Genomic DNA, 12,329 nt, shown 5'->3' with positions numbered 1-12,329 from the left:
ACGCCGCTCGCTAACCGCGTACCGGGTGGAAACCGTAGGGAAGCTCCAGCCGGTGCGCGTGCAACAGGGCCTCGTCGGCCAGGATGTCGGCGGTCGGGCCGTCGGCCGCGATGCGGCCGCCGTCCAGGATCACCGAACGGGCACAGAGCTGCATCGCGTACGGGAGGTCGTGCGTCACCATCAGCACGGTCACCGGCAAATCCACCAGGATCTCGGCCAGCTCACGCCGGCTCGCCGGGTCCAGGTTGGACGACGGCTCGTCGAGCACCAGCAGCTCCGGGCGCATCGCCAGCACGGTGGCCACGGCGACCCGCCGCCGCTGCCCGAACGACAGGTGGTGCGGCACCTGGTCGCGGTGCTCCGCCATGCCCACCGCCTCGAGCGCCTCGTCGACCCGGGTCCGCAGCTCGGCGCCGCGCAGCCCGAGGTTCGCCGGTCCGAACGCGACATCCTCGGCGACCGTCGGCATGAACAACTGGTCGTCCGGGTCCTGGAACACGATCCCGACCCGGCGGCGGATCTCGGCCAGCCGGGCCCGGTCGCGACCGTCCACCCGCAACCCACCGATGTCGACGGTGCCGGCGCCGCCGTGCAGCACGCCGTTGAGGTGCAGCACCAGCGTCGTCTTGCCGGCGCCGTTCGGGCCGAGCAACGCCACCCGCTCACCCTCGGCCACCGTGAGGTCGACACCGCGCAACGCCACGCTGCCGTCGGGATAGGCGTAGGTCAGGCCCTGGATCGCCAGGCTCATCGCAGGACCGCCAGCAGGGCGATCGCCGCGGCCGCCATCGGCAGCACAGCCGACTGCGCCCACTGTGCGGCCGTCGCCCCACCCGCCTCCGGACGGGGCAGCCGCCCGTCGTAACCGCGCGACACCATTGCCAGGTAGACCCTTTCGCCCCGCTCGTACGCCCGCAGGAACAAGGATCCCACGCTCACCGCGAACGCCTTCACCTGCCACAGGAACCGCGGGTCGTAGCCGCGCGACAACCGGGCGATCCGCATCCGCCGGGCGTCGTCGGCGAGGATGTCGAGGTAGCGCAGCATGAACGTGGCGATCTGGGTGAACACCGACGGGCAGCGCAGCCGGTCCAGCCCGAGGATCAGGTCACGCATCGTGGTGGACGCCGCCAGCAGCAGCGACGCCAGCACGCCCAGGGTGCCTTTGGCGAATATGTTCCACGCGCCGTACAACCCGTCGACCGACAGCGACATCCCGAGCCAATCGACGCGCTCGCCGTGCCCCGCGAACGGCAGGGCCACGGCGAGCAGCACGAACGGCAGCTCGATGGTCGCGCGCTTGGCCAGCCACCATCCGGGTACGCGCGCCAGCACCGTCACCGCCACCAGCAGCAGCGCGTAACCACCGAACGCCCACACCTCGGTGCGCGGGGTGGCCACCACCACGATCGTGAACAGCAGCGTCGTGAGGACCTTCACCTCCGGCGCGAGGCGGTGCACCGGGCTGTCCCGCTCCAGGTGCAGCGGATGCGCGTGACCCGCCCCCATCTAGACCTTTTCTTTCGTGTCGCGCCGGCGCGCGAGCCAGAAGACGCCGCCGCCGATCCCGAAGGTGATCAGCACGCCCAGCACACCGGAGAGGCCGGTCGACAGATACTCGTTGTCGATGCCCCTGATGCCGTAGTCCGCGAGCGGGCTGCCGGCCATCTGGTGGTCCTGCTCCTTCTGCAGCATGCACGTGCCGCCGGTGATCTCGCCGCCGGCGTCGAACGTGCAGCCCTCCCGCGCGGTCGCGTCCAGGCCGTCGGGGCTGCCCGAGGCGAACGAACTGACCACGCCGGCCAGCAGCAGGGCGACCAGCAGGCCGCCGGCCAGGAACCAGCCGAGTCGCTTGCTCACACCGCACCTCCGGTGGTGACGACGGGCTCGGCGACCGGTGCCGCCGGGCGGAAACGGCGCAGCGCGTACACCAGATCGGGGCGGACCCGGGCCACGGTCGCCACCGTGGTCGCCGCGATCAGGCCCTCACCGATGCCGATCAGCACGTGCACACCGGCCATCGTGCCGGCGACGGTGGCCAGGGAGAGGTCGGTGGTGCCGCCCAGCCAGTACTCGAACACGAAGCCCTGCGACGCGAGGACCACACCGACGACCGAGGCGATGAAAGCGGTCGCCCCCACCCCGCCCGGGGTCTTCGGCAGCACCCGCATGAGCCCGGCGACGAGCAGGTAGCCGGCGGCCGTACCGATCAGGGCCATGTTCGTGATGTTGAGCCCGAGCGCGGTGAGGCCGCCGTCGGCGAACAGCAGGCACTGCACGATCAGCACGGTCGAGACGCAGAGCGCGCCGACCCACGGCCCGACCAGGACGACGGCGAGCGCGCCGCCGAGCAGGTGGCCGGAGACGCCGGGCAGCACCTGGAAGTTGAGCATCTGCACCGCGAAGATGAACGCGGCGACCAGCCCGGCCATCGGTGCCAGCCGGTCGTCGAGGTCGGCCCGGGCCCGCCACACGCAGAACGCGAGTGCCAGCACGGCGAGGACGGCGAACAGTGCCGACACCGGCCCGTCCACGATCCCGTTGGCGATGTGCATCGCCTGTGTGTCCATCGATCCTCCCCAGGAACGCCGATGTGGCTTCCGCAGCATATTTGGCCGACCCAGCAGTTGCACAGTATTGGCAACTAGGTCACATGTGCGGCGCCGCGCCGGGTCGCCGAAGACACGTGGGGCCCGGCCGTTCCCGGCCGGGCCCCACACGCACTACTGGTTACTTCGCGGCTACCAGAGCCTGGGCGCGCTCCGGCCACGTGCCGACGGTCGGCGCGAGGCGCATCCCGGCGGCGGTGATCATCGTGCGCAGGGTGGTCACGTCGGCGGCGGCGAGCTCCGCGTACGTGGTGATGCCGCCGGCCGCGAGGGCCATCGCCATCTTCGGGCCGATGCCGGCGATCCGGGTCAGGTCGTCCGGCTCGTGGTCGAGCGACCCCTCGGGCGCGTCCGCCTGAGCGGCGGCCTGTTCCTGCGGGGTGACGGCCTCGTCCTCGGGGGAGACGGCCCGGTCCTCCGGCGAGACGGCCTGGGCCGGGACGACGGCGACGGGCACGACGGCCGCGGCCACCGGTTCCGGCTCGACGACGGGTTCCGGCTCGACGACCGGCTCGGGCTCGACGACCGGCGCGATCTGCACCGCGACGGGCTCGGGGACCACGAACGGCTCCGCCTTCGGTGCCGCGGCAGACTCGGCCGCGACGGGCGGCTTGGTCTCGGTGAACAGGTCGGGCTCGGGAGCCGCGTCCGACGTGGTCTCCACGAACAGGTCGGGCTCGGCGACCGCGACGGGCTCCGGGTCCTTGACGGGCTCCGGGTCCTTGACGGGCTCGGCCGCGACGGGCTCCGGGTCCTTGACGGACTCGGGCTCGGCGGCGACGACGGGCTCGGTGACGACGGGCTCGGCGGTGGGCCGGGTAACGGTTTCCGGCTCGCTGACGGCGGTGTCGGCGACGGGTTCGGTGCTGGATTCATCGGGGGCGGTACGGGGTTCGGGGATCACGGCGGTGACCGGCTCAGCGACCGGTGCTGCTGCGGGGGTCGCCGGGGCGGACTTCATGCCCCGGGCCAGCCAGCCGGCAATCACCCCGACCACGAGCCCGCCGACGAGGAAGAGGAACGATGCCACGGCTTGCCTCCGGACGGCTTTTGGCGTTGATGTAGCGCGCATCATAGGGGAGAGCTGCGCCGCCACGTTCACGCACCGCCGTCAGTTGTGTGCCACCACCGCCCGGCGTTCGCCCAGGAAGTCCGGTTCGGTCATTGGTCTGCCGAAATGGTAGCCCTGCGCGAGCCGGTAGCCGAGCCGGTGCAACTCCGCCGCCTGTTCCGCGGTCTCCACGCCCTCGGCCACCGCCAGCAGGCCGAGACCGTTGCTCACCTGGATCAGCGCGGTGGCGATGACCGCGTGCCGGCCCGCCATGGTGATGCTGTCCACGAACGATTTGTCCACTTTGAGCACATCGACCGGGATCGTCTGGAGCAGGCCCAGCGACGAGTGGCCCGTACCGAAATCGTCCAGGGCGATCCGCACGCCGAGCTCGTGCAGATCCTTGACCGCCTGCACGGCCTGACCGCCGCCGAACACCGCGGTCTCGGTGACCTCGACGATCAGGTGCCGCGCGCCCAGCCCGGACCAGGCCAGCACCTCCGCGACCAGGCCCGGGAACCCGGGCTCGGCGAGCTGCCGCGCGGACACGTTGACCGACATGCGTTCCGGCGCCTGGTCGCCGTACGTGGTGCGCCACATGACGGCCTGTGCGCACGCGGTCTTCAGGATCCAGGCGCCGAGCTCGACGATGAGCCCGTTCTGCTCGGCGACCGGGATGAAATCGGCGGGGCTGACGAAGCCGCGTTCCGGGTGCTCCCAGCGCACCAGCGCCTCCACCGACACGATGCGGCCGTCCGGCAGCGACACGATCGGCTGGTAGACGACGCGGAACTGACCGGTGTCCAGCGCGGTCCGCAGCTCCGCGCCCAGCCGGGCCTGCTCACCCGCGACCACGTCGAGTTCCGGCAGGTAGGGCCGGTGCCGCACACCGTCGTGCTTCGCCGCGTACATGGCGATGTCGGCACGACGCAGGACCTCGCCGGGGTCCCCGGTGCCCGTACCGTCGGCGCTGCCGATGCTGGTGCCGATCAGCAGGTCGTGCCCGTCCACCTCGACCGGCCGGTCGAAGCAGGCGGAGAGCCGCTCGACCGCGCCGCCCAGGTCTCCCGCCACGAGCACGGCGAACTCGTCACCGCCCATCCGGGCCACCAGGTCGCCGGCGCCCATCGCACCGGCCAGGCGCCCGGCGACCAGCTCGAGCAGCCGGTCACCGACGGGGTGCCCGAACCGGTCGTTGACGTCCTTGAAGCCGTTGAGGTCGAGCATGGCGACCCGCGGGGAGCCGGCCGCCGCCAGCCGCTCCTCGAACACCCGCCGGTTCGGCAGCCCGGTCAGCGGGTCGAGCAGGGCCAGGTCCTCGAGCTGCCCGGCCTGCCGGCGCACCTGGGCCACGAACCCGAGCAGCCGGGCCATCACCAGCAGCACCAACAGCGTCGAACCGATCCCGACAGCCTGCCAGTCGACCCGGTCGGGGTCCTGGGCACCTTCGACGAACAGCACCGCCGGCACCAGCATGGTCGCCAGCCCGGGCAGCAGCAGCCGCCGGGACCCGGTCCGTTCCCGAGGGGCGTCCGGGGTGTGCGCGGACGGGTGCAGGGCCGCGCCCGCCCAGCAGAGGTAGGCGCAGGCGAACGAGCCGAGGACCCACCCGCCGTACGCCGGCAGCAGCGCGGGGAACACGTTGTAGACGACGTTGCCGCTCAGGGTCACGACGCAACCGAAGGCCAGCATCCAGCCGCTCGGCCCGCGCCGCCCGCGCCGCAGGATCAGCGGGCTGACCGCGGCGACCATGACGACGCTGGCGGTCGGGTACGCGATGGTCGCCAGCCGGACCAGGACCGTCGCCGAGGTGTCGGCGGCGATCGGGCCGATCACGAAGACCCAGTAGACCAGCCCCAGGCCGGTGACGATCAGCGCGGCGTCGATCAGCCCGGCCCGGCTCGGCCGCCGGCCGCGCACCAGCCGGAACAGGGCCAGGACGAAGAAGGGGTACGCCGACAGGTAGCAGGCGTCGGCCCACGACGGGAACAGGCTCGACGGGCTGAGCGCGTACACGAGGTCGCCGGTGGCCCAGAAGAATTCGCCCACCGCGAAGACCAGCCACGCACGCGGGTCGGGTGGCCTGTTGCGCCGCACACCGAGCAGGGTGAGCACGACCGCGACGTAGCCGATCACGGCGGAGAGGATGCCGGAGTGCGCCGCCGACGGCAGTGCCGTATAGCCGGCGCAGGCCGCGACGCCCATCACCGGCCAGAGGATCCACCACCGGTCGGCGAGTCTCAGCACACCCGCTCTGTTCGGCGCCGGACCCGCCCGCTTGAGGAGATCTTGAGGAACGGCCTCAGATCCGCCCGGCGGCCACCGTGAGCGCCGAGACCCCGGCCACCGCGTCCAGGTCCACCCGGTCGTCGGCGTCGGCCCAGCTGCGCGTCGAGAACGTCTCCCCGGCGCCGACGCCCTGATGCCGCAGCCCGTCGAACGTCACCTGCCCGGCTCCGCGGCCGACCCGCAACCGCACCGGCACCGCCTCGGCCGTGCGCACCTCGAGAAGATTGACCCCACCCGACATCCGTACGTTCAGGGTCCCGTCCGGCGGCGGCAACGTCAGATCGATCCGGCCGGCGCCCCCGCTGATGTCGACCGCCCCGACCCGTCCGCCGCGCAGGTCGATGGTGCTGTGCTCCACCCCGCCGGCCATCCGCAGATCCCACCGCACCCGGTCACTGAGCACGATCTCCACCGCATCCGGATCCCCCTCCAGCCGCAACCGGATCCGGCCGTCGCGGTCCTCGGCGTCCGGGGCGGCGGCCTGTCCCTCCGGGGTGCTGATCCGATACAACCCGTCGCCGAGATCGGCGGTGCGAAGACTCACGGTCCGTGCCCCGTCCACCACCTCGAAACCGGCGGCGGTACGACCTCCGCGCGGCGCCGTGGCAACATGCGACACCCGCGCGGCGGCGGCGGGCGGCGCCCACTGCCGGTGCCCGTCCCCGGCGGCCGACCCACCCGGCCCGACGGTGACCACGGCGATCCCGGCGAGCACCAGCACGACGGCCACCACCCCGGCCCCGACCAGCCACCGGTTCCCGGGCCCGCCGGCCGGCTCCACGCCGCTGCCCCGTCCCTCCCCGCTCCCCGCACCCGGCCCGCTCCCCACACCCGGCCCGCTTCCCGTGGCCAGCCTGCTGTTCATGGTCCGGTCGCCGTGCGTGGTCCGGTCGCTGTCCGTGGTCCGGTCGCCGTGCGTGGTCCGGTCGCTGTCCGTGGTCCGGTCGCTGTCCGCGGTTCGGCCGGTGCCGGTGTGCGGTCCGGTTCCCGCGGCCGGAACACCGGGCGCCGCCGTCCGCCCGCCCCGGGTCGAGAAGGGGGCCGCTGCCCAGACATGCTCCGGGGTACCCGCCGGCCACGACGGGAGAACGAACGGTCTGTCCTTCCGCGGCCCGCGCCCGGCGGCCGCACCGTCCGGTCCGGGTTCACGCTCATCGCGGCTCGCCGCCGGGCCGGTGACCACATAGTCGCCCAGATCCGCGGGGCGGTGCGGGCCGGTGTGGCCGTGCTGGTCTCCCGGCCCCGAGTGGCCTTCGTGTTCCGGGCGGCTTTCCGGTTCCGGGCGGTCGTCCGGGCTCGAGAAGATGTCCAGTCCCAGGTTGGCGTCATGGCCCCGGCCGGCGTCACGGTTTCGTCCGGCGTAGTGGCCCAGGTCGGCGTCGTGGCTTCGTCTGGGGTGATGGCTCAGGTCGGCGTCGTGGCCTCGGTCAGTGTCGTGGCTCAGGTCGGCGTCGTGGCCTCGGCCGGCGTCATGGCCCAGGTCCGTGTCCAGGCCCGGGTCGGTGTCCAGGCCCAGGTCGGTGTCATCGCCTCGACCGGCGTCATGGCCCAGGTCGTAGTCCAGGCCCGGGTCGGTGTCCAGGCCCACGTCGGTGTCATCGCCTCGGTCGGCGTCGTGGCGGCGGGTGTCCTCGGGTCCCGGATGGGTGGCGGGGCCCGCGGGCGTGCCTTGCTCGTCCGCCGCGGCCCAGGGGTCCGCAGCCGGCGGTGGGGGAGCGCTCTCCCCGGGCGCGCCGGGCGGTGTGGTGGCCGGTCGGTGGTTGGTCAGGGCGAGGGAGAGGGCGGCGCGGGCCAGGGTCGGGCCGTTCCAGCCCTCGCGGTCGGTGCCGGTCAGCGGGATCTCGATGGTCGGTTCATCCTCCGGGCGCGGGGTGTCGGGCGCGGGCCAGTCGGGGGGATTGGCGGGCTCGGCGTTTCCCTGCATGGCGGGTGCCTCCAAGTCGAGGCCCCGGGCTGAGGGCCTCCAGGTCGGGTGCCATCCAGCGGTACGGCCGAAATGCCCGCCCGGGTCGACTTCCAACGAAACTTGCGTGTTCCGCATATTTGCGTGGCGCGCAACTTGAGCTACGGTGGGGGCATGGGGCTGCGAGAATCCAAGAAGGCGGAGACCCGGGCCGCGCTCGGCTGGGCCGCGATCCGGCTGACCGTGGAGCGCGGCTTCGACAACGTCCGGATCGAGGAGATCGCCTCCGCGGCCGGCGTCTCGCCCCGCACGTTCAACAACTATTTTTCCAGCAAGGCCGAGGCCATCACCTCCCGCCATCTCGACCGTCTGCTCCGGATCGCCGGCGAACTGCGCCGCCGTCCGCCGGAGGAACCGCTGTGGACGGCGCTCACGAGGGCCACGCTCAGTCAGTACGAGTCCGGCCCCGAGGTGCTGGCCCACCCCGTCCCGGACCGGGTCCAGTGGATCGCCGGCCTGCGCGTCATGGTCGCCGAGCCCGGTCTGCGCGGCGAGATGCTCCGGGCCGGGGCGATCGCCGAGGCCGAGATCGCGGTCGCTGTCGCCGAGCGCACCGGCACCGACCCGGGGACCGAGCTCTACCCGCACCTCGTGGCGGCCACGCTGATCGCGGCGCTCAACGCCACCCAGGACCACCACCTGCGCGCCGGCATCCCGGCCCCGATGGAGGACCTGCTCCCCGCCGCCCTGGCCCAGATCGCAGCCGGCCTGCCCCCACCACCACGCCCAGCCTGACCCGGCCCGACCCCCCGACCCGACCCGACCCGACCCGGCCCGACCCCCCCCGGTCCGACCCCCCCGACCCGGCCCGGCCCGACCCCCCGACCCGACCCGGCCCGGCCCCTCGACCCGACCCGGCCCCCCGACCCGACCCGGCCCCCGGGACCCGACCTGACCCGGCGCCGATTCGGCCCCGTCTGATCCTGGCCTCGCGAAACCGCAGCCGGGACTGACCACCGCCCCGACCCCGACCGCATCTGGCCCAGCCTCACCGCAGCCGCCGACCCGGACCCGTCCTGGCCGCCGACCCGGACCCGTCCTGGCCGCCGACCCGGACCCGTCCTGGGCGCCGACCCGGACCCGGCTCGACCCGGCCTGACCGCGGCTGCGTGCTGCACGTCCGGGCGCGCACGAACGTGCCCTGCACGGGACGTGGGCGGGCGGGTTGATGGCGGCTGTCCATTGAAGATCGCGCCTGCGGAGACGTGGGCTGATGACCCGTACCCATGGAAGGGATTTATTGTGATTGATGTAGTTATCGCTGGTGCCGGACCGAACGGGTTGATGCTTGCCTGTGAGCTCGCCCTCGCCGGCGTCCGGCCGGTCGTGCTGGAGAAACTGACCGGCCCGACCACCGAGCAGCGGGCGAACGGCCTCGTCGGGCAGGTCGTGCGGGTGCTGGACCGGCGTGGGCTCTATGAACGCCTGACCGGGGACGCCACACCGCCCGTGCCGGCCGAGGGTTTCGTCTTCGGGGCCTTCCCGCTCGATCTGACCGGCATCGGGGACCACAGCTTGTTCACCCTCATGGTGCCGCAGCGCCGGATCGAGCAGATGCTCACCGAGCGTGCCGCCGAGCTGGGTGTGGAGATCCTGCGGGACCACGAGGTCGTCGGGCTGGAGCAGGACGAGCGGTCCGTGACCGTGCATCTGCGGGACCGGCCGCCGGTCGAAGCCGCCTACCTGGTCGGCGCGGACGGGGGCCGCGGCACCGTGCGCAAGCTCGCGGGGATCGCTTTCCCCGGCGTCACCACCGACGCGTCGGTGTGGCTGACCGGGCATGTCGCGGTGGATCCGGCGGTGGTCGACGGGGACGGCGGGCTCGTCATCGACGGGTACGGCACGGTGCCCCCGTTCCGGCACACCCGCACCGATCGTGGGGTGATCGTCTGGGCGCAGCCGCCGGGGCGGGATCCGATGGTGTCCACGGCGGAGTGGGGCCGGCCGGCCGGGGGCGAGGCGACGCTGGCGGAGCTGGCGGCCAGCGTGGAACGGGTCACCGGTGGCCGGGTCGGGTTGCGGGCGCCGACCGGGCCGGGGCCGCATCTGATGCGCCGGTTGGAAGGGGGCAACACCCGGCTCGCGCAACGGTATCGGCAGGGCCGGGTGCTGCTGCTCGGCGACGCCGCGCACGTGCATTCCGCGATCGGCGGCCCCGGCCTCAACCTGGGGCTGCAGGACGCGGTCAACCTGGGGTGGAAGCTGGCCGCCGAGGTGCGCGGCGTCGCGAGGAAGGGGCTGCTGGACACGTACGAGAGTGAACGCCGTCCCGCCGCGCAGCGGGTGACCATGCACACCCGGGCCCAGTCCGTCCTGATCGGACCCGGCGGTGAGGTGACCGCGCTGCGGGAGCTGTTCGGGGAGCTGGTGGCACTGCCGTCGACCCGGGTGCGTCTCGCCGCTCTGCTGGCCGGCACCGACGTGGTCTACGACATGGGGGCGGCGACCGGCCCGTTGGTCGGGCGGCTCGCCCCGGATCTGCCGGGGTTGCGGGAGGTGACCCGGTCGGGCCGCCCCCTGTTGATCGACCCGACCGGGAATCTCACGCCGGGGCGGGCCGATCATCATGTCGACCCGGCCGCCCCGACGGCGATGCTGGTACGTCCCGACGGCTATGTCGCCTGGCAGGGCGACACGGCCGACGGACTCCAGGAGGCGCTGGACTACTGGATCGAGAGCCCGTGACCGTACGCGAACAGCGGCGCGACCGTGTCGTTCGGTACGTCCTCGCGCGACGCCTCGACGGCCGCCATGGACGACGGCAGCTCGAACGGGAGCGTGCCCGTCGCCGGGAAGCGGCCGAACAGGATGTCCAGCAGCGCCTCGTCGCTCGCGCCGAACGTGCCGGTCAGGGCCGCTGAGTCGATCCCGGTGAGGACGGCCGGGCGGTCCAGCATCACGTCGACGACCGTGGGCAGGTCCAGCGTGCGCAGCGGGGCGAGTTCCTCATCGGTGTAGTCGAGGCGGCCGGCGTGGAAGAACGCCTCGAAGCCGCCGCCGCGCTGCTCGAACGGAGCGCCGCGCCGCACGATCGCGACGTCCGCCTCGGCCGGGGTGCCGACCACCGTGGCGTAGCGGGCGGCGACCGCGGGGTCGACCCCGTCGAGGTGGACCGACGTGCCCTCGGCCAGCGGGAGCAGGGCGTCGTTGCGCAGGACGACGACCGACCTGCGCTGGGCGTCGAGGCCGGCCGCCATGAACTCCGGGGTGCCGACGGTGGAGGCGACCACGGTGGTGTCGACGAAACGGCGTTCGTCGAACAGGCCGAGGCGGAACTTGTCGCGCAGGATCCGGCGCACGGACACGTCGACGCGGTCGGTGCCGATCCGGCCGGATGCGACGAGCTCGACGATCAGTTCCGCGCAGTACTCGCCGCCGAGCTGGTCCACGCCCGCGTTGAGGATCTTCTCGACCCGTTCGAGGCGGGAGAGGTTCTCGACGCCCCAGGCGCGGGCCGGCATCGGCGCGCCCATCACGTTGTCGGCGTCGGTGACCAGGCCCCAGTCGGTGCAGACGACACCGTCGAAGCCGTAGTGGTCGCGCAGCAGCCCCTGGACGATGCCGTGGCTGAAGCTGAAGCCGACCTCTTCGTACGGCGTGCCGACCGGCATCCCGTAGTACGGCATGACCTGGGCGACCCCGGACGCGAACGCCGCCTCGAACGGCTTGAGGTGCAGATCCCACCGGCCGCCGGGGTAGACCTGCTCACGCCCGTACGGGAAATGCGCGTCCTCGCCGTTCATCTGTGGCCCGGCGCCGGGGAAGTGCTTGACCATCGCGGCCACGCTGTCGCCGGTGAGCGACGCGCCCTGCAAGCCCTCGACGTAGGCCGTGATCAGCGCGGACACCACATCGGCGTCGGAGCCCAGGGTGCCGCTCGTGCGCGCCCAGCGGGGCTCGGTCGCGAGGTCGGCCATCGGGTGCAGCGCGACCCGGATGCCGGTGGCGAGGTACTCCTGGCGGGCCACGTCGGCGAAGCGCCGCAGCACCGCCGGGTCCTTGATCGCGCCGAAGCCGATCGGCTCGGGCCACAGCGAGTAACCGCCGGCCGCCGCGCTGGTCGCCGGATTGTCGAGCACGCCGTGGCGCGGGTCGGTGGAGACGGTGACCGGGATGCCGAGCCGGGTGGTCCGCGCGAGCTCCTGGACCCGGTTGTGCCACTCGGCGATCCGGGTCGGCGTGGTCGGCCGCAGGGTCAGGATGTTGACGTGGTTGACGAGCTGCTCGCGGACCAGCCAGTCGGTCGAGGGGAACATGTCGGGTGCCGCGCCGGCCGGTTCGTACAGCGTGCCGTCCGGGTTGACCGCCGCCATCGTGTGGAACATCAGACCGGCCTTCTCGGCCAGGGTGAGGCGGTCCAGCAGATCGCTGACGCGCTCCTCGACACCGAGATCGGGGTTTTCGTACGGGAACATGG

10 protein-coding genes are annotated in these 12,329 nt (G+C 73.0%); 2 read left to right on the top strand and 8 right to left on the bottom strand.

Translation table 11 applies throughout. The features are described from left to right. Positions 1 to 10: 10 nt before the first annotated feature. The 7 genes from ACIA6A_RS01405 to ACIA6A_RS01375 all read right to left on the bottom strand — a co-directional run bounded on the left by ACIA6A_RS01405 (position 11) and on the right by ACIA6A_RS01375 (position 7,873). On the bottom strand, positions 11 to 751 hold the full coding sequence (locus ACIA6A_RS01405; RefSeq protein ID WP_396095383.1) for an energy-coupling factor ABC transporter ATP-binding protein: 741 nt from the start codon (positions 749 to 751) through the stop codon (positions 11 to 13). Continuing rightward, a complete protein-coding gene (cbiQ, locus tag ACIA6A_RS01400) occupies positions 748 to 1,509 on the bottom strand; it encodes a cobalt ECF transporter T component CbiQ (protein ID WP_396095382.1) in 762 nt (253 codons plus the stop codon). Before cbiQ ends, ACIA6A_RS01405 begins: the two co-directional genes overlap by 4 nt. Then, a complete protein-coding gene (locus ACIA6A_RS01395; protein ID WP_396095381.1) occupies positions 1,510 to 1,860 on the bottom strand; it encodes a PDGLE domain-containing protein in 351 nt (116 codons plus the stop codon). Beyond that, positions 1,857 to 2,570 (bottom strand): energy-coupling factor ABC transporter permease, encoded by a 714-nt coding sequence (locus tag ACIA6A_RS01390; RefSeq protein ID WP_396095380.1) that lies wholly within the window; start codon positions 2,568 to 2,570, stop codon positions 1,857 to 1,859. Before ACIA6A_RS01390 ends, ACIA6A_RS01395 begins: the two co-directional genes overlap by 4 nt. Positions 2,571 to 2,730: 160 nt before the next feature. Then, on the bottom strand, positions 2,731 to 3,639 hold the full coding sequence (locus tag ACIA6A_RS01385; RefSeq protein ID WP_396095379.1) for a helix-hairpin-helix domain-containing protein: 909 nt from the start codon (positions 3,637 to 3,639) through the stop codon (positions 2,731 to 2,733). A gap of 81 nt (positions 3,640 to 3,720) precedes the next feature. Continuing rightward, on the bottom strand, positions 3,721 to 5,907 hold the full coding sequence (locus ACIA6A_RS01380; RefSeq protein WP_396095378.1) for a putative bifunctional diguanylate cyclase/phosphodiesterase: 2,187 nt from the start codon (positions 5,905 to 5,907) through the stop codon (positions 3,721 to 3,723). A 55-nt stretch (positions 5,908 to 5,962) separates the two neighbouring features. Next, complete coding sequence (locus ACIA6A_RS01375; protein WP_396095377.1) at positions 5,963 to 7,873, bottom strand: hypothetical protein; 1,911 nt, start codon at positions 7,871 to 7,873, stop codon at positions 5,963 to 5,965. Positions 7,874 to 8,026: 153 nt separating this feature from the next. On the opposite strand from ACIA6A_RS01375, the gene ACIA6A_RS01370 reads away from it, so the two are divergent. Further along, positions 8,027 to 8,647 carry a TetR family transcriptional regulator gene (locus ACIA6A_RS01370; protein WP_396095376.1) on the top strand — a complete coding sequence of 207 codons (621 nt, stop codon included), beginning with the start codon at positions 8,027 to 8,029 and terminating at the stop codon, positions 8,645 to 8,647. Between the two features lie 507 nt (positions 8,648 to 9,154). Further along, on the top strand, positions 9,155 to 10,597 hold the full coding sequence (locus ACIA6A_RS01365) for an FAD-dependent monooxygenase (protein WP_396095375.1): 1,443 nt from the start codon (positions 9,155 to 9,157) through the stop codon (positions 10,595 to 10,597). Here ACIA6A_RS01365 and ACIA6A_RS01360 read toward each other — a convergent pair. Further along, positions 10,576 to 12,327: a glycoside hydrolase family 3 protein gene (locus tag ACIA6A_RS01360; protein ID WP_396095373.1), complete on the bottom strand. Its 1,752-nt coding sequence runs from the start codon at positions 12,325 to 12,327 to the stop codon at positions 10,576 to 10,578. The genes ACIA6A_RS01365 and ACIA6A_RS01360 overlap by 22 nt on opposite strands. Between the last annotated feature and the right edge of the window lie 2 nt (positions 12,328 to 12,329).

Source organism: Actinoplanes sp. NPDC051494, assembly GCF_044454705.1.
GTDB lineage: Bacteria > Actinomycetota > Actinomycetes > Mycobacteriales > Micromonosporaceae > Actinoplanes.
This window is presented reverse-complemented; position numbering and strand designations above follow the sequence as displayed.